Origin of the sequence: Pseudahrensia aquimaris (assembly GCF_042676045.1) — a bacterium.
In the GTDB taxonomy this organism is placed as follows: Bacteria; Pseudomonadota; Alphaproteobacteria; order Rhizobiales; family Rhizobiaceae; genus Pseudahrensia; species Pseudahrensia aquimaris.
On record NZ_JBHTJV010000003.1, the window covers coordinates 220,513 to 242,335 of the forward strand.

The following is a 21,823-nucleotide window of genomic DNA, read 5'->3' on the forward strand; positions in this document are numbered from 1 at the left end:
AAAAGCGCGGCATGCTGACCATTACCGATCTCACCTTTCGCATGCAGGGGCGCTTGCTTCTGGAAAAGACATCCATGCGGGTGCCCGCTGGCTCTCGCTGCGGTTTTGTGGGGCGCAATGGCACGGGCAAGACAACGCTGTTTAAGCTGATTACCGGTGAATACGGGCCGGAGACTGGCGAAATTTCGTTGCGCCGTGGCGCACGCATCGGCCAGGTGGCGCAAGAAGCGCCGGGCAATGATGTCTCGTTGCTGGACACCGTTCTGGCGGCAGACCTTGAGAGAGCGGAGCTTCTGGCGGAAGCCGAGACGGCGACCGACAGCACGCGCATCGCGGACATTCACACCCGCTTGGCCGATATCGAGGCGCATTCGGCAGAAGCCCGCGCAGGCGCTATTTTGCACGGGCTGGGCTTTGACGCGGACGCGCAGCAGCAGCCGTGCTCGGAATTTTCCGGTGGTTGGCGCATGAGAGTGGCGCTGGCGGCGGTTTTGTTTTCCGAGCCAGACCTGCTCCTGCTTGACGAGCCGACCAACTACCTCGATCTCGAAGGCACGTTGTGGCTGGAGAACTACATCGCGCGCTACCCGCACACCGTCATCATCATTAGCCACGACCGCGACCTGCTGAACAAGTGCTGCAACACGATTGTCCATCTCGAGAACCGTCAACTGACGGCCTATAAGGGCAATTACGATTTCTTCGAGAAAACCCGCGCCGAACGCATGGCGCTGCAAACGAAAATGAAGGTGAAGCAGGACGCCAAGCGCGCGCATATGGAAGCCTTTATCAACCGCTTCAAGGCGAAGGCATCGAAGGCCACGCAGGCGCAAAGCCGAATCAAAGCGCTGGAGAAAATGGGCACGATTGCCGCCGTCGCAGACACCGATGTTGCGCCGCTGATCTTCCCGTCGCCAGAGAAAGAAGCCGCTTCACCCATTATCAATCTGCGCGATACCGATGTGGGCTATGAGGCTGGCAAGCCGATCCTGTCGAAGATTGATCTGCGCATCGACGCCGATGACCGCATTGCTCTGCTCGGCGCAAACGGCAACGGCAAGTCGACCTTCGCCAAGCTGATCGCCGGACGGCTCGACAAAATGGCGGGAACGCTCACGCGTTCGGAAAAGCTGCGCATCGCCATGTTCGCACAGCACAATATGGACGATCTCGTGCCGGAGCAGACGCCGGTGGAGCACGTGCGCAAGCTGGTGCCCGACGAGCCAGAAGCGAAAGTGCGCGGGCGCGTGGCTAAGATGGGCCTGTCTGGCGAGAAGCACGACACCAAGGCCAAGAACCTTTCCGGCGGAGAGAAAGCGCGGCTTCTGCTGGGCCTCGCCACCTTCCACCAGCCGCACCTGTTGATTCTCGATGAACCGACCAACCATCTCGACATCGATTCCCGTGAGGCGCTGGTTCATGCGCTCAACGACTATACGGGCGCTGTGATTTTGATCTCGCATGACCGTCATCTGGTGGAGGCCAGCGCGGAACGGCTTTGGCTGGTCCACGACGGCAGCGTCGCGCCCTATGAGGGCGACATGGAAGATTACCGCCGCCTTGTGCTGACGGGCAAAGGCTCGCCCCGCGCCAAGTTGGAAGAGAAGAGCGCCCCAAAAGCGGTGGAAGCCGAGGTGGCCGATACGCGTTCCGCTGCCGAACGGCGCAAGGACGAAGCGAAGATGCGGGAAGCTCAAGCCCCGCTGCGCAAGCGCATCAACCAGCTTGAAGCGATCATGAAAAAGGCGTCGGAGGCGATCAAGCAGATCGACAAGAAGCTCGCGCAGGCTTCAACCGAACGCCAGCCCGACAAGATCCGCAAATACGCCACGCAGAAGGCTGAATTCGAACGGCGGCTTGTCGAGGTGGAAGAGGAGTGGCTGGAATTGAGCGAAAGCGTGAGCGCCTAACCCGCCAGTTGCGGCGCGGCCTCTTTTAGGCTTTGAACCAACCAGTTGGACAGGGATTTAATGCGTGCGGAATGGCGCGTGTCTGGGTGAGTTAGAACCCACAAAGCCGTTGAACATTCGCTTAAGATCGGGCTGCGGCGCACCAAATGGGGGCTTGCATCGGCGATGATCGCTGTTGTTAGCGCCAGCCCTGCACCCTGTTCGCACAGATGGGTGATTGAGGGGAATGTGTCGGCGGTGACCGCGATGCGCTGGGGCGCGATGTTTTTCAGCATCCATCGGCGGGCGGGTGAGCCTTCCAACCCCTCGCCCAGCCCGATCCATGGCAGATCAAGAACTGTGATGGTGTCCAGATCGATTGCGCCTGTGCCGAGATCCGGGTGCGAATAGACCGCCAAGCCAAGATCGGAAACGCGGTGGGCCGTCAGATTGGGCGGCGGGTCAAGCGATGGGCGAACGGCCACATCGGCATCCAAGCGGGATAGATTCAGGCGATTGTTCGTCACCGTCAAATCGATGTGGATTTGCGGGTGCTGCTTGCGGTATTTTGCCAAGATGGGTGGCAAAACGCTGACTGCAAGGCTGTCGGTTGTGGTAAGGCTCACCTTGCCCTCCAGCCGCAAGTCCTGACCGAGAACCTGCCGAGCGATGGCGCCGACCTGTTCTTCCATCGAGCGCGCCGTCTCTATCAGAGCCGCACATTCAACTGACGGCGTGAAGCCGGAGCGGCGGCGCTCAAACAGCGTCAGGCCGTGCTCGCGCTCAAAGCGGGTGATTTTGCGCTGAACGGTTGAAGCGTCCACCCCGAGACTTTCAGCCGCAGAGGAGGCCGAGCCAGCGTCGGCTATAGCTACGATGTATCGGAACGTGTCCCAATCGATTTTTTGCACGGTATCGCCTCAATTGCCATTCATGTCGGTGATGCATAATTGCATTTCAAACATGTATTGCTGCTTATTGCGGCGCACTTATGCAAGATTTATCTTTCGGGCATCCGGTAACGGTTCCCCTCCCGCCGGATTGCCCCATCCGGCAAGCAAGAAAAGGACGTCCCCCTATGAAGACTTTGAAAGCCTCCCTCGCTGGCCTCGCGCTTATGGCTTCTGCGATCACCATGCCCGCTTTTGCGGCAGACCAATACAAATTCGACGCTTCCCACGCGCAGATTTTGTTCTCCTACGATCACCTGGGTTTCTCCACGACCTACGGCATGTTCTCCGGCTTTGACGGCACGGCGACCCTTGACATGGACAATCTGGCGAATTCCTCGGTTGAAACCACAATTGGCCTCGATAAGATGATCACCGGCTGGGAAGGCCGTGATGGCCACTTCAAGTCTCCCGATTTCTTCAACGCGGCTGAATTTCCTGCTGTGACGTTCAAGTCCACCAAGATTGAGCCAACCGGCGATATGACTGCCAAAATGACGGGCGATCTGACAATTTTGGGCGAAACGAAGCCTGTGACGATGGATGTGAAGCTGAACAAAATCGGCGAACACCCAGTGAAAAAGGTTGCATGGGCTGGTTTCGACGCCACCACCACGCTGAAGCGCACCGAATGGGGCCTTGGCAAATTCGCGCCTTTCGTGGGCGATGAAGTGAATCTTGTGATTTCGATCGAGTTGGAAAAAACCAACTAAGTCTTTCACACTGACGATTTCGAGGGCCGGACGGGAAATCGTTCGGCCCTTTTCTTTGCGCTATCGCCGCTTGCAATGGCAAGCTGCTGCGCGCAACAAGGCGCGATGGAATTATGGGTTCTCATCACCATCGGCGCGGCCTTCATGCAGAACGTGCGCACCGCCTATCAAAAGGCGTTGAAGGGACAAGTCTCGACCGTGGGCGCGGCGTCCACCCGCTTCTTTTTCGCCCTGCCCTTTATCTGGCTCTACGTCTGGGCGCTTTTTTCTTTTGGTGGCTACGAAGCACCGGACCTCAATATCGGTTTCTGGCTTTGGCTGTCGGTTGCGGGTATTTCGCAGATATTGTTCACGGTCACACTGGTCTGGCTGTTTTCATTCCGCAGCTTTGCGGTAGGCGTTACGCTATCCAAACTGGACGTAATCCTGATTGCGGTCTTTGGCCTGCTCTTTCTGGGGGACGGTCTGGAGGGACGCGCCATCGTCGCCATCGGGTTGGGCATTGCGGGAACGCTGCTGTTGTCGGTCGCGCAGATTGATCTGACGTGGCGCACAGTGCTGAAGGGCGTGGGCGAGAAATCCACCGGCATCGGCGTGCTGTGCGCAGCGCTTCTGGGCCTGTCGTCAACGGGCGTGCGCGGGGCTTTGCTGACGCTGCCGGACGATCCACTGCTGTCGAAAGCCGCTTATGCGCTGGCGCTTATGTTGACCATGCAATGCATCGTCATGCTCGCCTACTTTCTGCTGCGCGACCGCGCTGAACTGGGGCGGATTGCCCGCGCTTGGCGGCTCGCGCTGCCCGTGGGCCTGTCGGGCGTGATCGGTTCCGTTGGCTGGTTCAGCGCCTATTCGCTGCAAGCGGCGGCGTATGTCAGCGCTGTGGGCAAGATTGAACTCGTCTTCTCTTACCTGTCGAGCCTGCTGATCTTCCGCGAAAGCGTGTCCCGGATGGAACTCGTGGGCATGGTGATGATCGGGCTTGGTGTGGTGCTCATCGCCCTGCCGTGAAGTGCGATCAAGCCTTCTTTTGCCAGCGGCCTTCGTCATCTTGTTGCCAATAGGTGATGTCGTGGCCCGCCTCTTTTTCCGCCTTCCACCGCGCACGGGCGCCCTGCACGGCCTGCTCGTCGTGGCCGTCGAACATGTAAATGGCGCGGGTGTAGCTTGCCAGATCGTCATGCACCGCGCCATCGACCAAAAAACGCACATGTGCGCCGTTGGGGTTGTCGTCTTCGCAGGTGATCCAGATGGGTTGTTGGTCGGGCGCGTCGCTGCCCCCTTGCGCGGCATGGGGCAGAAAGGATTCGTCGCGGTAGGTCCACAAATGGGCATCCAGCGCGTCGCGTCTTTCGTTGCTGGTGGTCTGCACCACGACGCGCCAGCCACGCTCCAGCGAACGCTCCAGAAGACCGGGAAGCGTTTGCTCCAGTCTTGTCTGGGTCATGTGATAAAACAGCACTTCGCTCATGGTGCTGACCTAGCAGACCCATGTCCCAAAGGCGAGAAGAGGAGGTGTCCCATTTTGGGAAATGTGCGTTGCACCACCAAAACAGCCGTGCTTTTCTACGCATCTACTTGCTGAGTCGTTTATCGGGGTTATCGCTATGGTTTCTTTGCTTCCAAAATCGTCAATCGTGCCATTTTTTCTTGCTGGTGCTTTGTCGATGGGACTGACCGCACCCGCCGCATCAATGACCGACGCCTGCCTGGTGAAAAACAAACTGTTGGTTTGTGCCGAGGGCAGCAAGGACAGCAAAGCGGTGCTGGCCGCTTTGGCTAATCCCAAAACGCTGGAAAACCTCAAGGCTGTGAGCCCCGGCTCCACGTTTCTAACCACACCTCAGGAAAGTGAGCGTTTCCGCCGCTCGGTCGAGCGCGCACATCTGAGTGCTCGCTACTATGCGGATTTGTCGTATCGGCAGTTCAAACGCAAGCGCATGTCATCGGAGTTCTTCCAATTAGTGGCCAGTGAAATGGAAAAGGCGATGGCCAATTACCGCGCTGCCCTTGTGGTCTATCATTCCCGCAATTGGTTTAGTCCAACAAGAGACAAGAATGCTGAGGGCGAAGAGTAGAACGCCCTACCCTTCGTAGTTGTTTGCCACCAAACGGTCGAGCAAGCGCACGCCGTAACCCGATGCCCATGACTGGTTGATCTCATTCTTGTTGGAGCCCATAGCGGTGCCTGCAACGTCGAGATGCGCCCATGGGGTGGATTTAACAAAGCGCTGCAAAAACTGCCCCGCCGTAATGGATCCGGCATGGCGGCCGCCGATGTTTTTCATATCGGCGTTCTTGCTGTCGATCATTTTGTCGTATTCCGGCCCGAGCGGCATACGCCAGAGCTTTTCCTGGGTCTCGGTTCCAGCCTTGGTGAGACGTTCGGCCAATTCGTCGTTGTTGGAGAACAGACCAGCATGGTGGCTGCCCAGCGCGACGAGAATAGCACCGGTTAGCGTGGCAAGGTTGATCATGAACTGGGGATCGTATTTCTCGCGGCAATACCAAAGCGCGTCTGCCAGCACGAGACGGCCTTCTGCATCGGTGTTCAGCACTTCGATGGTTTGACCTGACATGGACGTGACGATATCGCCCGGACGCTGTGCGTTGCCGTCGTTCATGTTTTCAACGCAGGCGATGATGCCGATGACGTTCGCCTTTGCCTTGCGTGCGGCGAGCGCGTGCATCAGGCCGGTAACAGCTGCCGCACCACCCATATCGCCCTTCATGTCTTCCATGCCCCCAGCAGGCTTGAGCGAAACACCGCCCGTATCAAACGTGACGCCCTTGCCAATAAAGGCAATCGGCTTGTCCTTGGCCTTGCCGCCGTTCCAGCGGATGATTGCCATGCGCGGCGCGTTGCGAGAGCCTTGAGCGACGCCGAGCAATGCGTTCATTTTCAGCTTTTTCATCGCTTTTTCGTCGAGAACATCGACCTTGCAGCCGAGTTTTTCCAATTCCTTGGCACGTTTGGCGAATTCGATCGGGGTCAGCGTGTTGGCAGGCTCGTTGACCAGATTGCGGGCCAGCAGAACGCCGTCACCAACGCCATCCATGGCACCCCATGCCTTCTTGGCTGCGGCAGCCGTCTTGGTGTGGAACGCCATCGCAAACTTGTCTTCCTTGCGGGCCGCTTTGTCGCTTTTGTATTTGACGAAACGGTACGCGCCCAGTTTTGCGCCTAGCGCAACTTGCGTAACTTCATGCGAACTCATGCCCTGCCCGTCCGGGCGCTCCAGTGCGATATAGGCCTTCTTGATGCCGCCGAGTTGCGCGACCAGCTTTCCACCCAGTTTCAGCCATGAATACTCATCCATGTCGGTCATCTTTCCCAGACCCATCAAAACGATGCGATCGAGGTCTGTTCCAGCAGGCTGCAACAATGAAAGCGCTTTGCCGAAAGAGCCTTTGAAATCCTCCGCCTTTATCGCGCGGGTAATAAGGCCGTCTTTATCGAGAGCCTTGGCCGATGCGGAAAGAACGTTGTCGCGGTCACAAAAGACAACAAGCGAACCTTTTGTCGGCAAAGCGGCGGTGGTGAAAGAAGGCTGAGGCAGAACAGGCATGATAACTCCACAGGAAGGGCGCAGATGAAAGGACAGGCGTGATTTCGAAAATGGATTCGTTGCGCGGTCCTATATCTGGCCCTTGCCGACGCCGCTGTAAATGCGGCTGCGTGACCACTTTAACCGCTTTTACAACGCGGCTTTTGCAGAAATGCCACGGTCGTTCATATTTTCGTAACCACACTCCTTCGCCACTCTTTAGCCATTGCAGACGATTATCTGCCCGTGAGACATTAAAGGGCCACGGGGATCGAGTCGTATGACGCGCGAACAATGCGCGGCTTCGAGCTCGACTTGGGCTGCACTATTGTGGACGCGGCGCTAATTTGAAGCGCTCCGGCAAGACATCGGACCCAGAGAGGCAGACGCGACGTGATGGGCTTGAGCCTCCTCGAACGCTACATCTTTCGCAAGACGATGGTCGCGCTGTTGATTTCAGCAGGCGCGTTAGTTGGCGTTGTCTGGATTGTGCGCGCCATCCAAGAAGTCGACGTGGTGATGACCAAGGGGCGCGGGATCGCCACCTACCTGCAGATGACAACGTTGGGCGTGCCGACGCTTACAGCCGCCATCCTGCCAGTGGCGCTGTTGATCGCCCTGCTTCAGGTGCTGAAGGGGCTTAACCAGGATTCCGAACTCGTGGTGATGCATTCCGCAGGCGCTTCCAGAGCCAGCCTGTTGCGGCCATTTATGGCAGTCGGATTGATCGTTATGGCCTCAGTCTACACACTCAATTTGTGGCTTGGCCCGGCATCCATGCTCACACTCCGCACGTTCATCACCGAAATTCGCGCCGATTTAGTCTCCGTCGCCATCCGTGAAGGCGCGTTTCGCGATGCAGGTGACGGGCTGACTTTTCACGTTGCCTCACGCAAGCCGGGCGGTGTTTTGACCAGCGTTTTCGTGCTGGACACACGCAGCGAAAAGGAAACTCTAAGCTACATCGCCCGAGAGGGTTTGATTACCAAGCAAGACGACCAGTCTTTTCTGGTTTTGAAGGATGGGCAAATTCAGAGCCTTCCTAAGGGAACAGACCGCATTTCGGTGGTGAAATTCAGTTCCTATGCGCTCAACCTCTCAAGCCTCTCCGGCGGCGGTTCGGGCAAATCCAGTTACAGCCAATTTGAGATTCCAACGGCTGAATTGCTCTCTCCCAATCCCGAAGAAGGGCTCTACAAGGCAAAGCCGGAGCGCTATCGGGCAGAATTTCACGTTCGTTTCAGCGGCGGCCTGCACGCTTTGGCAACGGTGCTGATTATTGTGGCGATGATCGGCTATCCACAATCTCATCGCGGCGGGGGAATGCAGGAAGCGACCTTGGCGGCATTGGCGGTCATCGGCATCCGGGTCGGCACGGTCGCCCTGGAAAATGCGGCGCGAACGTCCGATTTCGCGATTGCGATGATGTGGGTTCTGCCGCTTGTGGGCATCATCATCCCCGCGCTGTTCATCGCTTCGGGCAGCACTTTGGGCCTGACACAGAAGGCGCAGGCACGGATTGATCGAAACAACGAAATTGCGATCAATCTGCTGAAGAGAGCCCTGCCCAAACGCCTGCAACCGAGCGCTTGGCAGTCGCATGAGACGTTGGAGGCCCATACATGATCGCCTCTACCATGTCTTTATACATCGCTCGAAGTTTCATCACCAATGTGCTGATGATATTTGTATTCTTCCTTTTGTTGATAATGGCTGTGGATTCAGTGGAGCTGTCGCGCTCGCTGAACGCACAGGTTGAAGGCAGCTTCGGTGATGTGTTGATGATTTCGATGTTACGGGTGCCCGCCTTTGCGCAAAGGGTGCTGCCGTTTGCTGTGCTGTTTGGTGCCGCTTTGTCGCTCATCATGCTTAACCGCCGCCTTGAACTGGTGGTAGCGCGGGCTTCGGGGGTATCGGTTTGGCAGTTCCTGAAACCCGTGGCCGTGAGTGCGGCTTTAATCGGTGTCGTGGCTGTTTTGATCTATCAACCGCTGGCTTTGAACGCTCAACGGATTTCGCAATCGCTGGAAGCGGATATTTTCGGGCGGTTGAAGGGCAATTACGCGAACAAATCCGATAATTTCTGGCTTCGCGCAGGACAAAAATCCGGCGATGTGATTGTCCGCGCAGCGATTGCACAGGACAATGGGCGAAACCTTGCGGCTGTTTCGATTTATTTCTTTACGCCCGATGGCGCCCCAACCGAGCGGATTGACGCTGAACGGGCTGTGTTTGAGGAAACAGGCGAGGAATTGAACATCTACAAATTGACCAATGCGACGGTGACAGTTCCGGGCAAAGTCAGCGAGCAGCGCGAAAAAATGGACATTCCCGTGAATGTTTCGGCGCTTGAGTTGCAATTGAGCGCGACACAAGCAGCAAACGTGCCGTTTTGGGAGCTTGGTGACCATGCCGAACGGGCAAAGCGCAACGGGCGCAATCACCTGACTTTCCTTGCCATGCGGCAAGCTCATATGGCGCAACCGTTCCTGTTTATTGCAATGGTGTTAATCGCTGCATGCATGTCGTTAAGGTTCGCGCGATTTGGTCTGCCAATGAAGCTTATTCTGGGTGGTATTTTGGCGGGGTTTGTGCTGTATGTCGTCTCGGAAATCGTCATGACTTTCGGGAGTAACGGTCTGGTGTCGCCAGCAGCGGCGGCGTGGTCCCCGACCTGTGTTGCAATTTTGATCGGTGTAACAATTCTTTTGCACCAGGAGGATGGCTAATATGGCTCCTCTTGAGACGGCAATTCATGCTGTGCCGGTGCGCCGAGCAGCGTTTCCGCGCGTCCTGATGCAAGTCACGGCAAGCGCCCTGCTCTCCACCGCTTTGGTGGCGCTCCCCGCAACTGTTTCCCCTGCGCTGTTCCAAGCGAATGCGCAGGAACTGCCTACTGGCGGCCCGCGTGATCCGAACGCGCAACTGCTGCTTAAAGCGGACGAACTGATCTACGATAACGACAACGAAGTCGTCAGCGCTGTCGGCAACGTGCAGTTGGACTATGACGGCTACAACGTTGTGGCCGACAGGGTGAGCTACAATCAGCGCACTCGGCGCGTGATGGCCAGCGGCAATGTTGAAATTCTCGAACCAGATGGCAACCGCATTTTCGCCGATGAAATAGATCTTACCGACGATTTCGGTGAGGGCTTCATCAACGCTCTGAGGGTTGAGACACCGGATAACACACGCTTTGCAGCGGAAAGCGCCGAGCGATTTGCCGGTCAAAAGACCGTGTTCAATCACGGCATCTATACCGCTTGCGAACCTTGCAAGGAAAATCCGGAAAGACCCCCGCTTTGGCAAGTTAAGGCCAGCAAGGTGATTTTGGATGGCGTAACCAAAACCGTTACCTACCAGAACGCACGGTTTGAACTGTTCGGCCTGCCGATCGCCTACCTGCCCTATTTCAGCCATGCTGACCCTTCGGTGAAGCGCAAGAGCGGCTTTTTGGTGCCACGCATTGGACAAAAGAGCGATCTTGGCTGGTTCTACCGTCAGTCCTATTTCCTGGTGACGGGCGACAGCCATGATCTGACGTTCTCCGGCACCTATTACGAGGACCAAGGCTTCATGGGCGAAGTTGAATGGCGGCAGCGATTCGACAACGGGGCATACAACATACGCATTGCCGGTATTTCGCAGCAGGGTCAGGATGAATTTTCCACTGCGCCAGACCTGAACGAGGTTGAGCGAGGCATGATCTCGTCGGAGGGTCTGTTCAACATCAATTCGCGTTGGGTTTTCGGCTGGAACCTCATGGCGCAGACCGATGACACGTTCTCCAATACCTATGACATCGAAGACTATTCCAACTCGACCTACACCAACGATATTTTCCTGCGCGGCATTGCAGGAAAATCGTTCTTCGAACTGGCTGGCTACGAATACAACAATCAGGGCAGCAATTATTTCATCGAGGACGAGCAGGCATTTGTGCGTCCTGTCCTCGATTACAACCTTGTGACCACGCCAGCCTCACTGGGTGGCGAGCTGTCGCTGGATGTGAACGTGACCAGCCTTGAGCGCGATGTGCTGGACACGCAGAGCCTTTTGGGCGGCACCGTCATCAACACATTTGGTGCTGAAGGCGAGACCACGCGGGCATCGGTTGATCTGAACTGGCAAACGACGATTGTGACCGACAACGGCTTCACAATCACGCCGTTCCTTGGCCTGCGCGGAGACGTGACGAGTGTTGACGCGACCGGCACCGCTGGCAGTCTTGCAATTGAACAAGGCTCAACTGCACGCTTCATGCCGACAGTCGGGATTGAGGCGAGCTATCCAATTCTGGTGCGCACGGAAAGCTCCAGCCATGTGTTTGAGCCTGTGGTTCAGCTTTTGCTGCGACCTGATCTCAACGAGACGGGTATTTTGCCCAATGATGACGCGCAAAGCCTTGTGTTTGATGCGACCACGCTGTTCAGCCGCGATAAATTTTCGGGCTTTGACCGCATTGAAGGTGGCAGCAGGGCAAATGTCGGAATTCGGTATTCAGGCATCTTCGATAACGGCCTGTCGCTGAACGGCATATTCGGCCAGTCTTTCCATCTGGGTGGCGACAATCCGTTCGATCAGGCCGATCTGGTGAATGTGGGCGGCGCGTCTGGTTTGGATACTGACCGCTCCGACTATGTAGCCTCTCTTGGCCTCACATCGCGCTTTGGGCTGGGGCTGAACGCGAAAGCGCGGTTCGACAATTCGGATTTTGATGTGCGTCGGGGTGAAGCCCGCATTTCTTACGGCTCGCCCAATTTCGCTATCAGTTCGAGCTATATCTTCATCGACCAGCAGGACGAAATCGGCATTACCGATCCACGTCAGCAAGTTTTGGTGTCCGGCAGTGTGAAACTGGCTGAACACTGGAGAGCCTTCGGCAGCATGTCTTACGACATCGAAAACTCCACGATGTTTTTGAAGAAGGCTGGTTTGAGCTATGCGGATGAGTGTTTCTCGCTGTCGCTGGCTTTTCAGGAAACCAACAGCCGATACGACACCGACAATGCCAATCAATCCATATCTTTTGCGATTGGCATCCGAACTATTGGCGATTTCCAGGAATCTATCGACACCGAAGATCTGGAAGATTTCGGCCGAGGCGGCTTTTTGGACAATCTGTAGGGTTGCACATCAACGTTTCACCGCATTTTATTGTCACTACGGCGGCCGGATAGGGCAGCTTCGCTGCTCGAAATCAAACGACGAAAAAGAGGGAGCAAGATCAGCATGAACGAGCAAGCCACAAAAAGCGAAATTGTGACGTGTCGCGCTTCTGCTCGCCCCCGCCGCAACGGCGCGGTTTTTGCACTCGCGTTGGCATTGGGGTTCACGGTGCCAGCCGCTGGCGTGTTCGACAGGCCGGCACAAGCGGCAAGCAAGATCGTCACTCTGGTCAACAATGTGCCGATCACAACAAATGACGTTGCTCGCCGTGCAGCGTTCTTCAAGCTGCGCCGGATGAAGGGGAATCACCGCAAGCTGGCCAAGGAAGAACTCATCGAAGAAGCGCTGAAGATGCAGGAAGCCCGTCGCATTCGCGCCGTTGTTTCCGATCGCGATGTGGATGCTGCGTTTGCGCGCTTTGCCAAGGGCAACAAAATGCCTGAACGCGCTTTGCGCGATATACTCAACCGCTCCGGCGTGACCGTTCGCGGCTTCAAGCAATATATTCGAGCTCAGATGAGCTGGCAGCGTGCGCTTGGCGCCAGGATGCAGGCCGAATCGCGCCCGACGAAAGAGGCCGGACCGCTGGACCATCTGCACGGACAGGGGCGCGATTCCGGTTCGAACCGAACGACCGAATACACGCTCCAACAAATCATCTTCGTCGTCCCGCGCGATCAGATGGCCGCACGCCAGAATGCGCGCCTCCGCGAAGCGCAGAATTTCCGCACGCGCTTTCCCGGTTGCGAAGGCAGCCTCTCCTACGCCGCATCACTTCGTGATGTGACCGTGCGTGACCGTGGCCGCGTGCAAGCACACGAATTGCCTTCCGAGTGGCTGAATGCCGTTAAGGGCGTGAGCCCAGGCAAGACAACAAAGCCACAAAAGACCGCCCGCGGCGTCGAAATGCTGGCCGTTTGCCGCACCCGCGAAGTGTTGAGCAAGGCCCAATCGTCCGGTGCTGACGGCGATTTGTTCAGCGGTGGAGATCGTCAGGTTTCGGCGCTGGAGAAGAAATATCTTGAGGAATTGCGCAAAGCAGCGGTGATCAAAGACCGCTGATGGGTGCGCAGCCGTCCCTGCAAAGAGGAAACCATAACCAAGCGCGGCTCTGCGTTTCGCTGGGTGACCCTGCAGGCATTGGGCCGGAAATCCTGCTGAAAACCTGGGCAATGGCAGCCGATGGTGCGATCGAAGTACCATCGTTTTTCGTCTTGGGCGATGTTGATCTTCTAAACGACCGCGCTCAACTGCTGGGAATGTCTGCGCGGGCAAGCGCTTGGGCTGACGGTGCCCTTCCCGCAGATAGCCTGCCCGTTTTGCAGGTAAACAACCCGCTATCCTCCAAACCCGGCAAGCCGGAGCCTAAGGATGCGGCGGGCGTGGTTGAAGCCATAGAACGCGGTGTTGCGCTGATACGCGAGGGGCGAGCGAGTGGATTGGTGACGCTGCCGATCAACAAGAAACACCTCTATGACGCCGGTTTTGAATTCCCCGGTCACACGGAATATCTGGCCGCGTTGGCGACGGGTTGGCATGGCAACAGCGCCGATGCTCCGCGCTCGGTGATGATGCTAGCCGGACCAGACCTGCGCACGGTGCCAGTCACGGTTCACATCCCGTTGGAGAACGTGAAAGCCGCGCTCACGGCTGATCTCATTGTCGAGACTGCCCGCATCGTCAACGCTGATCTTCAATCGCGGTTCGCAATCGCAAAACCGCGTCTCGCTTTTGCGGGGCTTAACCCCCATGCCGGCGAAGATGGTGCGCTTGGCACTGAGGAAATGACCGTGCTGGAACCAGCACTAGCGGTTTTGCGCAGCGAGGGCGTTGAGTGCATCGGGCCGCTGCCTGCGGATACCATGTTCCATGCCCGTGCTCGCCAGGCATATGACGTTGCGCTTTGCATGTATCACGATCAGGCACTCATCCCTGCCAAAGCGCTGGCCTTTGATGAGAGCGTCAACGTTACGCTTGGCCTACCCTTCATCCGCACATCGCCGGATCATGGCACTGCCTATGATATTGCGGGAACCGGCAAGGCTGATCCGTCCAGCTTTATCGCGGCGCTGAAGATGGCAGGCGACCTCGCCGCCGCCGCTGCGCAGGCGACCGTGACAGCAGCATGAGCCACATTGACGATCTGCCGCCACTGCGCGATGTCATCGACCAGCATGGTCTGGCCGCGAAAAAGGCGCTTGGCCAGAACTTTCTGCTTGATCTCAACATCACTATGAAAATCGCCCGTGCGGCCGGCTCTTTAGAGGGTGCTACGGTTCTGGAAATCGGCCCCGGTCCGGGCGGGCTGACCCGCGCTTTGCTGGCAAGCGGTGCACGCCACGTGGTTGCGATAGAGCGCGACGCGCGCTGCCTGCCTGCCTTGGCACAGATCGCTGATGCGCATCCGGGACGCCTGACGGTGCTTGAAGGGGATGCGCTGGAAGTAAACCATCGCGCAGAATTAACTAAGGTCGGCGCATTCGATGGCGGTTCAAACGTCAAAGTTATTGCTAATCTGCCCTATAATATCGCAACGCCTCTATTCACAGGCTGGATTGGCGGCACGGATTGGCCGCCGTTCTGGAACGGCATGGTGCTGATGTTTCAAAAGGAAGTGGCTCAACGCATCACGGCCACCAACGATGACAAAGCGTGGGGGCGATTGGGCGTGCTTTCCTCTTGGCGTTGCCACAGCGACATCGCGTTTGATTTGCCGCCGCAGGCATTTTTCCCGCCGCCGAAGGTGACCTCATCGGTCATTATGGTGCAGCCAAAGACAAAGCCACTGCCCGTATCTGTCAAAGCGGTGGAGCACATCACGCAGGCTGCATTCGGGCAGCGCCGCAAGATGCTTCGCCAAAGCCTGAAACCGCTGGGGGGCGAAGAACTGCTTGCGAAGGTCGGTATTGCGGGCACAAAACGCGCCGAAGAACTGGCGATGGAAGACTTTGTTGCGCTGGCGCAGGCGTTGGAGCTTTAGGAAACGCCCAACAATTCATCCACAAAAGAGTGGATGCCAACGCGGCGATCTCTACGAAGGCGCTCTGCTGTGAGGATGGCTTTCACCTCGGCAACTGCCTGCTGCAAGTCTTCATTGATGACCACGTAGTCGTATTCGTTCCAGTGGCGCATCTCGGTGATGGAATTCTGCAACCGCTTCTCGATCACCTCTTCGCTATCTTCTGCACGGCGGATCAAGCGACTGCGCAGTTCGGCCATCGAAGGAGGCAGGATGAAAATGCTGACGATATCCGCCCTTGCCGCATCGAACATTTGCAAAGCGCCCTGCCAGTCCACGTCAAACAGCATGTCCCGCCCCTGCTCCATTGCTTCCTGCACGGGCGCAAAGGGAGTGCCGTAGTAATTGCCATGCACTTCAGCCCATTCCAGCAATTGCCCGGCATCACGGTTCATGATGAAGGCTTCTTTGTCCGTGAAATGATAGTGCGTGCCGTCGATTTCGCTGGGGCGGCGTTCGCGCGTGGTCATGGATACTGACAAAGTGAGCTTGGGATCGCTGGACAGCAAGTTGCGTGCGATGGAAGACTTGCCTGCGCCTGAAGGCGAGGAAAGCACCAGCATCAGGCCGCGCCGATCAAGGGATGATGAAATCGTCATGTCGCTGGCCCCCGCCCTGGTTTTCATTCCACGTTCAAAACCTGTTCGCGCATCTGGTCAATTACAACTTTCAGCGCAAGCCCGGATTCGGTGATGGAAACCGCATTTGATTTTGAACACAAAGTGTTGGCTTCGCGGTTAAACTCCTGCGCGAGAAATTCAAGTTTGCGGCCTACCGGGCTGCCCTCGCTCAACAGGTTTCGCGCTGCAACGATGTGAGCGTCCAACCGGTCCAGTTCTTCCGTGATGTCCGCGCGGGTTGTTAGGAGCGCTATTTCTGCTGCCAAACGCTCCGGCTCTACCGTGCCGCCCGCATCGCCAAGACGGGCGATCTGCTCTTTGAGACGCGCCTCGATTGCAGCTTCTGTGCGGGCGGGATCGGCTTTCACAGTTTCTGTTAGCTGCTCAATCTCGTTGATCTGCTGGGCCATGATACGAGCAAGCTCGTTGCCTTCCGCTTCGCGGTGGCTGATCAGGGCATCCAAAGTGGCATCAAGTCCAGTCAACAGTGCTTTGTGAAAATTCTCGTCATCGGACGTGCTGCCGTTTTCGGCCTGTTCCAGCACACCGCGAAATGACAGGATCTGCCCCGCATCGGGCAGCGGCGCGCCAGTGCGCTGGTGAACGGTCTGGAGTGCCGACTGGATGGCATCGAGTGCTGCCAAGTTTACCACAGGCAGGCTTTGCGACGCCGTGCCTTTTAGTGACAGGTTGATTTGCAAATTGCCACGCGAAAGCCGTGCGCTGCACGCCTTGCGGATGAGACCATCGAGGTTTTCCAGCCCGCCGGGCAAACGCAGGCGAATGTCGAGGCTTTTGCCGTTTACCGCGCGTATTTCCCATGCCCAAGCCGTGTCACCCGTGTGTCCTTCGTGGCGGGCAAAGCCTGTCATGCTGCGCAGGCTCAATTCGATGTCGCCTCTTCGCCGGATGCGCCAGATGCGTCAGTGCTTTCTCCAGCGGCCTCGGCTTCGGCTGCCGCTTTAGCAGCGGCTTCTTCCGCTTCTTTCTTGCGCTGCGCTTCAATCTTGCGCCAAACGGCAACATTCGCGTTGTGCTCGGCCAGGGTTTTGGCGAAGGCGTGACCGCCAGTTCCATCTGCGACGAAATACAAATCGTCTGTCTCCAGCGGATTGGCAGCCGCTTTAATGGCAGCAAGGCCAGGATTTGCGATAGGTGTTGGAGGTAAGCCGCGGATCACATAGGTGTTGTAAGGCGTTTCTTTGCGCAGTTCGGAACGTCGCAAGCCACCGCGGTCCTTTGGTTTTCCCTGTCCACCCCAAATGCCGTAGATCACAGTCGGGTCTGTCTGCAAGCGCATGCCTTTGCGCAGGCGGTTGATGAAGACCGAAGCGACGTGCGGGCGCTCATCGCCAACCCCGGTTTCTTTTTCCACGATCGAGGCGAGAATCAGCAGTTCTTCTGGCGACTTCAGCGGCAAGTCGGGCGCACGGTTTTCCCACGCTTCTTGAAGAATTTTGGTCTGCGCTTCGCGGATGCGGCCCACGGCTTCTGCGCGGGTTGTTCCGCGCGGGAAAGCGTAGGTGTTGGGGGCCATTGAGCCTTCCGGCGGGATGGCGGGCAGCGGGCCTTCGAGCCTCTCGGCAAACTGGATACGCTCCATCATCTGATAAGATGTCAGACCTTCCGGCAGGGTGATGCCGTATTGAATGGCTTTGCCCTCGGTCAGCTGCAAAACCACCTGCTGCATACTCATGTTCGGCGTGAAGGCAAATTCGCCTGCTTTCAGATCAGATGCTTTGCCGGCACGGCGAACACCGTTGAGAAAGATGCGCAACGGGCCTTGTTTGGGAATGATCTTCTTCGCAACAAGGTCAGGCATGATACTTCTGAAGGTTGCACCGCTCTGCACCTCATAAGTCGTCTCTTCCTGCAAGGGACCGGGCGCGGTGAATTGCTGTTGCGAATACCAAGCAAAGGTGAGCAGACCGACGACGCCCAAAATGGCCAGCGTGAACAGCCCGTTGAGGAGCCGCACAATAAAGCTGCGTGCCGCGCTGGAGCGCGGCGGCTTCGCCTTTTTAAGCGTAGCGCCCGGATCGCTCATCGGATCCATATCGCGGAAAGGATCGCGGCCAAATGGTGTGGGAGTGTCGTCGCTCAACGCCTGTATCCGTTTCCTTAGCTGCCGCCTTATCGCGCCTAGACAAAGCTATCTGACGGGCTCGTGGTTTTAAGCCCTTCGGAATCACCCATCAATGTGGCGAAAGGTTAGCGTTCTCGCACTTCATGCGCCATAGGCGCAACGCTTCACAGTTTGCGGAATGCCAGCGCTGCGTTTGTGCCGCCGAAACCGAACGAGTTTGACAACGCCGCGTTTATCTCGCGCTTGCGCGCTGTGTGCGGAACCAGATCAATCGCAGTCTCAGCATCAGGGTTATCGAGATTGAGCGTTGGCGGTGCCGTATTATCGCGCATGGCCAACAGGCAGAAGATCGCTTCCACCGATCCAGCAGCCCCCAAAAGATGGCCGATGGCAGACTTTGTAGACGACATGGAGACTTTGCCAGCCGCATCGCCCAATAGACGCTCAACCGCGCCCAGTTCCATCGTATCGGCCATTGTGGAAGTGCCGTGGGCGTTGACGTAGTCAACTTCGCCTGGGTCCATCTCAGCGCGCTTCAGGCAAGCTCGCATGGCGCGAAATGCGCCTTCATGCTCCGGCGCTGGTGCGGTGATGTGATGGGCATCGCCCGACATGCCGTAGCCGACCAGCTCGCCATAGATTTTTGCGCCACGGGCTTTGGCGTGTTCGTATTCTTCCAGAACAACGATGCCGGCGCCCTCACCCATTACAAAGCCGTCCCGATCTGCATCCCAAGGGCGCGAGGCTTTTTCCGGCTCGTCATTATAAGACGTGGAGAGCGCTTTACAGGCCGCGAAACCTGCCAGCGACAAGCGGCAAACGGGGCTTTCTGCGCCACCGGCAACCATTACATCGGCGTCGCCAAGCGCGACCATGCGGCCTGCGTCTCCTATCGCGTGAGCGCCGGTGGAACAGGCCGTCACCACAGCATGGTTGGGGCCTTTCAGGCCGTGCATGATCGAGACATAGCCGGAAACAAGGTTGATCAATCGGCCGGGAATAAAGAAAGGGGAAATACGGCGCGGACCACGGTCGCGCAGCAGCAACGAGGTTTCTTCAATGCCTTGAAGCCCGCCAATGCCTGAGCCGATCATCGTGCCCGTGCGTTCTTTCTCGTCGTCAGTCTTGGGATGCCAACCAGCGTCATTCAGTGCCATCGTGGCGGCAGCGATGCCATAGCGGATGAAGGGATCGACCTTACGCTGCTCTTTCGGCTCCATCCAGTCATCGGGATTGAACCCGCCGTCTTCCTTTGGGCCAAAAGGAATGGAACACGCAATTTTAGCCGGGAGGTCATCAACCTCGAATTCGGTGACACGCTTGGCGGCGCTTTTAGACGCCAGAATGTTGGTCCAAGAGGTTTCAGCGTCTCCGCCCAGAGGCGAAACCATTCCGATTCCCGTAACGACAACACGTCTCATTGCTCATCCCCCATTACTGGCCCAATCGAATGTGGTGTCGCACTGTGGCACAGGGCCAATCAGGCGTCACAAAGTCAAAAAAAAGCGGGGCCGAACCCCGCTTGATTATTCTCGTTCGGCAAACCGTATTTGGCCCAATGGGCGCTATGCGGCCAGCGCTTTAAGCCTTGTTGGCTTCAAGATATGTAATCGCGTCGCCAACCGTCTGAATGTTCTCGGCTGCGTCGTCAGGAATTTCCACTCCGAACTCTTCTTCGAAGGCCATGACCACTTCGACTGTATCGAGGCTGTCTGCGCCAAGATCGTCGATGAACGACGCTTTTTCAGTGACTTTGTCTGCTTCGACGCCGAGTTGTTCGACGACGATTTTTTTCACGCGTTCTGCGGTATCACTCATGGGACTATCCTTGGCCATGGGTTAACGATGTTGGGCCATCACTTAATCGGCATGGCATCCGATAGCAAGGCTTTGATGCGCTGTTCACAACGCAAAAATTAGGTGAATTTCATGCCGTTGATGCGGTGAGCGATCAGATCATCGCCATACCGCCGTTCACGTGCAGGGTTTGACCCGTCATGTAGGCAGTCTCGTCGGCTGCGAGGAACACCGCAGCGGCGGCGACTTCGGCGGGGGTTCCAAGTCGTTTGGAAGGAATGGTGGAGAGAATCGCTTCTTTTTGCTTTTCGTTCAGCGCGTCTGTCATCGGGGTTTCGATGAAGCCCGGCGCAATGCAATTGACGGTAACGCCTCGGCTGGCAATTTCCTGCGCCAGCGATTTCGACATACCGATCATGCCAGCTTTCGACGCACAATAGTTTCCCTGTCCCGGATTACCCGTCACACCAACAACCGACGTGATGTTGATGATACGGCCACCCTTGCGGCGCATCATGGGGAACACACATTCGCGGGTGAGACGGAACATCGAGGTAAGATTGATTTCGATCACGTCGTCCCACTGCTCGTCGCTCATGCGCACGAACAAGCCGTCTTTGGTGATGCCAGCATTGTTGACCAGAATATCCAGACCTTCCATTTCAGCCTCGACTTTGGCGGCGAGTTCTTTCACTGCGTCGCGGTCGCCCAGATTGGCGGGAAACACGTGGACACGCTCGCCCATGTCTTTCGCCAGAGCCTCCAGCTTTTCCGCGCGGGTGCCATGCAGGCCGACAATGGCGCCTTGGGCATGAAGCGAGCGGGCAATAGCTTCGCCCAACCCGCCGGACGCGCCGGTAACGAGGGCTTTTTTGCCTGTAAGATCAAACATTGGATTAGCTCTCCTATGGCCTGCGTGGAAAAACTCTGAGTCTTTTCAGACGGTCCGCAGGCTTTCTTTAAAATCTGATTCGGGTTTGTCACACCTTGGGTGAAACGGTTGAGGTGATGATTCAAGTGCCTGAATTGAAGTGACTCGCGGCTTACGCCAGCACCTGCATCACCTTTTCGATGTCGGCGGGTGTGTTGACGGCAATGCCTTCCATGTCCCGATCAATGCGGCGAGCTAGGCCGGTGAGTACTTTGCCTGCGCCGATTTCGAGAATGCGGCTCACTCCCTGCTCTGACATGTATTCCACGCTTTCCGCCCAGCGCACACGTCCTGTCACCTGCTCGACGAGCCGTTTTCGAATGTCGTCGGGATGAGAAATTGGATCCGCCAGCACGTTTGCGATCAACGGCACGATTGTGGCTTCTACGTCGACATTGGCGAGAGCCTCCGCCATTGCGTCGGCGGCGGGTTGCATGAGCGCCGAGTGGAATGGTGCAGAGACCGGCAACATCAGTGCGCGTTTTGCCCCTGCCTCCTTTGCCGCTTCCGAGGCGCGCTCGACAGCGCCCTTGTGGCCGGAAATGACCAATTGGCCACCGCCATTGTCGTTGGCGATTTGAACCGCGTCACCATCCTGCGTGGCGGCGGCGCAGATGGCTTCAACCTGGTCCATTTCCAGACCGATGATGGCAGCCATAGCGCCTTTGCCAGCTGGAACGGCAGCTTGCATGGCGTTGCCACGGATCCGCAGCAGGCGAGCTGTATCGCCCACGGTAAGTGCGTGCGCAGCCGCGAGGGCTGAATATTCGCCCAACGAATGACCCGCGACGTAGTTCGCATGGGTGACTTGGAATCCCTGCGCTTCCATCGCACGTAAGGCTGCAATGCTGACGGCCATCAAAGCGGGTTGTGCGTTGGCGGTCAGCGTCAGCGTTTCTTCGGGGCCGTTCCAGATTATATCGGACAGCTTTTCTCCCAGCGCCTCGTCCACTTCATCGAACACGGCTTTGGCTTCAGGAAACGCATCGGCCAGTTCTTTGCCCATGCCAACGGATTGCGAGCCTTGTCCGGGAAATGTGAGTGCGAGCATTGTTTGGGTATCCTCAACGTTGTGTTAGTTTCGTTTGAGGGCTCGGCCTTCTA

General features: G+C 57.2%; 20 protein-coding genes. 10 read left to right on the forward strand and 10 right to left on the reverse strand.

Features of this window, described 5'->3' with window-relative positions:
• Positions 1 to 11: 11 nt before the first annotated feature.
• Complete coding sequence (locus tag ACFQ14_RS04585; protein WP_377211522.1) at positions 12 to 1,910, forward strand: ABC-F family ATP-binding cassette domain-containing protein; 1,899 nt, start codon at positions 12 to 14, stop codon at positions 1,908 to 1,910.
• Here ACFQ14_RS04585 and ACFQ14_RS04590 read toward each other — a convergent pair.
• Positions 1,907 to 2,800, reverse strand: a complete 894-nt coding sequence (locus tag ACFQ14_RS04590) for a LysR family transcriptional regulator (RefSeq protein WP_377211523.1) — start codon at positions 2,798 to 2,800, stop codon at positions 1,907 to 1,909. The genes ACFQ14_RS04585 and ACFQ14_RS04590 overlap by 4 nt on opposite strands.
• A 167-nt stretch (positions 2,801 to 2,967) precedes the next feature.
• On the opposite strand from ACFQ14_RS04590, the gene ACFQ14_RS04595 reads away from it, so the two are divergent.
• Both ACFQ14_RS04595 and ACFQ14_RS04600 read left to right on the forward strand, forming a co-directional pair.
• Positions 2,968 to 3,552, forward strand: a complete 585-nt coding sequence (locus ACFQ14_RS04595) for a YceI family protein (RefSeq protein ID WP_377211524.1) — start codon at positions 2,968 to 2,970, stop codon at positions 3,550 to 3,552.
• 105 nt (positions 3,553 to 3,657) lie between these two features.
• Positions 3,658 to 4,560, forward strand: a complete 903-nt coding sequence (locus ACFQ14_RS04600) for an EamA family transporter (RefSeq protein ID WP_377211525.1) — start codon at positions 3,658 to 3,660, stop codon at positions 4,558 to 4,560.
• Positions 4,561 to 4,567: 7 nt separating this feature from the next.
• On the opposite strand, the gene ACFQ14_RS04605 is transcribed toward ACFQ14_RS04600, so the two are convergent.
• Complete coding sequence (locus ACFQ14_RS04605; protein WP_377211526.1) at positions 4,568 to 5,020, reverse strand: DNA polymerase III subunit chi; 453 nt, start codon at positions 5,018 to 5,020, stop codon at positions 4,568 to 4,570.
• Between the two features lie 136 nt (positions 5,021 to 5,156).
• Here ACFQ14_RS04605 and ACFQ14_RS04610 point away from each other — a divergent pair, with 136 nt between their 5' ends.
• Positions 5,157 to 5,627 (forward strand): hypothetical protein, encoded by a 471-nt coding sequence (locus ACFQ14_RS04610; protein ID WP_377211527.1) that lies wholly within the window; start codon positions 5,157 to 5,159, stop codon positions 5,625 to 5,627.
• A 6-nt stretch (positions 5,628 to 5,633) separates the two neighbouring features.
• Here the strand turns inward: ACFQ14_RS04610 and ACFQ14_RS04615 are convergent, their stop codons facing one another.
• Positions 5,634 to 7,118, reverse strand: a complete 1,485-nt coding sequence (locus ACFQ14_RS04615; RefSeq protein ID WP_377211528.1) for a leucyl aminopeptidase — start codon at positions 7,116 to 7,118, stop codon at positions 5,634 to 5,636.
• Positions 7,119 to 7,499: 381 nt separating this feature from the next.
• Here ACFQ14_RS04615 and ACFQ14_RS04620 point away from each other — a divergent pair, with 381 nt between their 5' ends.
• The 6 genes from ACFQ14_RS04620 (at position 7,500) to rsmA (ending at position 15,246) form a co-directional block, all read left to right on the forward strand.
• On the forward strand, positions 7,500 to 8,723 hold the full coding sequence (locus tag ACFQ14_RS04620; protein WP_377211529.1) for an LptF/LptG family permease: 1,224 nt from the start codon (positions 7,500 to 7,502) through the stop codon (positions 8,721 to 8,723).
• Positions 8,720 to 9,826: an LPS export ABC transporter permease LptG gene (lptG, locus tag ACFQ14_RS04625; protein WP_377211530.1), complete on the forward strand. Its 1,107-nt coding sequence runs from the start codon at positions 8,720 to 8,722 to the stop codon at positions 9,824 to 9,826. The genes ACFQ14_RS04620 and lptG overlap by 4 nt, the downstream gene beginning before the upstream one ends.
• A gap of 1 nt (position 9,827) precedes the next feature.
• Positions 9,828 to 12,224 (forward strand): LPS-assembly protein LptD, encoded by a 2,397-nt coding sequence (locus ACFQ14_RS04630; RefSeq protein ID WP_377211531.1) that lies wholly within the window; start codon positions 9,828 to 9,830, stop codon positions 12,222 to 12,224.
• A 105-nt stretch (positions 12,225 to 12,329) separates the two neighbouring features.
• Positions 12,330 to 13,328, forward strand: a complete 999-nt coding sequence (locus ACFQ14_RS04635) for a SurA N-terminal domain-containing protein (protein ID WP_377211532.1) — start codon at positions 12,330 to 12,332, stop codon at positions 13,326 to 13,328.
• Positions 13,328 to 14,395, forward strand: a complete 1,068-nt coding sequence (gene pdxA, locus ACFQ14_RS04640) for a 4-hydroxythreonine-4-phosphate dehydrogenase PdxA (RefSeq protein WP_377211533.1) — start codon at positions 13,328 to 13,330, stop codon at positions 14,393 to 14,395. The genes ACFQ14_RS04635 and pdxA overlap by 1 nt, the downstream gene beginning before the upstream one ends.
• A complete protein-coding gene (gene rsmA / locus ACFQ14_RS04645; protein WP_377211534.1) occupies positions 14,392 to 15,246 on the forward strand; it encodes a 16S rRNA (adenine(1518)-N(6)/adenine(1519)-N(6))-dimethyltransferase RsmA in 855 nt (284 codons plus the stop codon). The genes pdxA and rsmA overlap by 4 nt, the downstream gene beginning before the upstream one ends.
• Here the strand turns inward: rsmA and gmk are convergent.
• The 7 genes from gmk to fabD all read right to left on the reverse strand — a co-directional run bounded on the left by gmk (position 15,243) and on the right by fabD (position 21,770).
• Positions 15,243 to 15,884, reverse strand: coding sequence for a guanylate kinase (gene gmk, locus ACFQ14_RS04650; RefSeq protein ID WP_377211535.1), 642 nt, complete (start codon positions 15,882 to 15,884; stop codon positions 15,243 to 15,245). The genes rsmA and gmk overlap by 4 nt on opposite strands.
• Before the next feature lie 23 nt (positions 15,885 to 15,907).
• Positions 15,908 to 16,792 carry a YicC/YloC family endoribonuclease gene (locus ACFQ14_RS04655; RefSeq protein ID WP_377211536.1) on the reverse strand — a complete coding sequence of 295 codons (885 nt, stop codon included), beginning with the start codon at positions 16,790 to 16,792 and terminating at the stop codon, positions 15,908 to 15,910.
• Positions 16,789 to 18,009 carry an endolytic transglycosylase MltG gene (gene mltG / locus ACFQ14_RS04660; protein WP_377211537.1) on the reverse strand — a complete coding sequence of 407 codons (1,221 nt, stop codon included), beginning with the start codon at positions 18,007 to 18,009 and terminating at the stop codon, positions 16,789 to 16,791. The genes ACFQ14_RS04655 and mltG overlap by 4 nt, the downstream gene beginning before the upstream one ends.
• 146 nt (positions 18,010 to 18,155) lie before the next feature.
• On the reverse strand, positions 18,156 to 19,412 hold the full coding sequence (gene fabF / locus ACFQ14_RS04665) for a beta-ketoacyl-ACP synthase II (RefSeq protein ID WP_377211538.1): 1,257 nt from the start codon (positions 19,410 to 19,412) through the stop codon (positions 18,156 to 18,158).
• Positions 19,413 to 19,572: 160 nt separating this feature from the next.
• Positions 19,573 to 19,809, reverse strand: coding sequence for an acyl carrier protein (locus ACFQ14_RS04670; RefSeq protein WP_377211539.1), 237 nt, complete (start codon positions 19,807 to 19,809; stop codon positions 19,573 to 19,575).
• A gap of 133 nt (positions 19,810 to 19,942) precedes the next feature.
• Positions 19,943 to 20,680, reverse strand: coding sequence for a 3-oxoacyl-[acyl-carrier-protein] reductase (fabG, locus tag ACFQ14_RS04675; protein ID WP_377211540.1), 738 nt, complete (start codon positions 20,678 to 20,680; stop codon positions 19,943 to 19,945).
• A 151-nt stretch (positions 20,681 to 20,831) separates the two neighbouring features.
• A complete protein-coding gene (fabD, locus tag ACFQ14_RS04680; RefSeq protein ID WP_377211541.1) occupies positions 20,832 to 21,770 on the reverse strand; it encodes an ACP S-malonyltransferase in 939 nt (312 codons plus the stop codon).
• Positions 21,771 to 21,823 lie beyond the last annotated feature (53 nt).

Coding starts and splice junctions, on each gene's coding strand:
- ACFQ14_RS04630 (WP_377211531.1), top strand. CDS start 9,828: ATGGCTCCTCTTGAGACGGCAATTCATGCTGTGCCGGTGCGCCGAGCA.
- ACFQ14_RS04615 (WP_377211528.1), bottom strand. CDS start 7,118: ATGCCTGTTCTGCCTCAGCCTTCTTTCACCACCGCCGCTTTGCCGACA.
- ACFQ14_RS04635 (WP_377211532.1), top strand. CDS start 12,330: ATGAACGAGCAAGCCACAAAAAGCGAAATTGTGACGTGTCGCGCTTCT.
- lptG (WP_377211530.1), top strand. CDS start 8,720: ATGATCGCCTCTACCATGTCTTTATACATCGCTCGAAGTTTCATCACC.
- fabD (WP_377211541.1), bottom strand. CDS start 21,770: ATGCTCGCACTCACATTTCCCGGACAAGGCTCGCAATCCGTTGGCATG.
- gmk (WP_377211535.1), bottom strand. CDS start 15,884: ATGACGATTTCATCATCCCTTGATCGGCGCGGCCTGATGCTGGTGCTT.
- ACFQ14_RS04600 (WP_377211525.1), top strand. CDS start 3,658: ATGGAATTATGGGTTCTCATCACCATCGGCGCGGCCTTCATGCAGAAC.
- rsmA (WP_377211534.1), top strand. CDS start 14,392: ATGAGCCACATTGACGATCTGCCGCCACTGCGCGATGTCATCGACCAG.
- pdxA (WP_377211533.1), top strand. CDS start 13,328: ATGGGTGCGCAGCCGTCCCTGCAAAGAGGAAACCATAACCAAGCGCGG.
- ACFQ14_RS04605 (WP_377211526.1), bottom strand. CDS start 5,020: ATGAGCGAAGTGCTGTTTTATCACATGACCCAGACAAGACTGGAGCAA.
- ACFQ14_RS04610 (WP_377211527.1), top strand. CDS start 5,157: ATGGTTTCTTTGCTTCCAAAATCGTCAATCGTGCCATTTTTTCTTGCT.
- ACFQ14_RS04585 (WP_377211522.1), top strand. CDS start 12: ATGCTGACCATTACCGATCTCACCTTTCGCATGCAGGGGCGCTTGCTT.
- fabF (WP_377211538.1), bottom strand. CDS start 19,412: ATGAGACGTGTTGTCGTTACGGGAATCGGAATGGTTTCGCCTCTGGGC.
- fabG (WP_377211540.1), bottom strand. CDS start 20,680: ATGTTTGATCTTACAGGCAAAAAAGCCCTCGTTACCGGCGCGTCCGGC.
- ACFQ14_RS04595 (WP_377211524.1), top strand. CDS start 2,968: ATGAAGACTTTGAAAGCCTCCCTCGCTGGCCTCGCGCTTATGGCTTCT.
- ACFQ14_RS04670 (WP_377211539.1), bottom strand. CDS start 19,809: ATGAGTGATACCGCAGAACGCGTGAAAAAAATCGTCGTCGAACAACTC.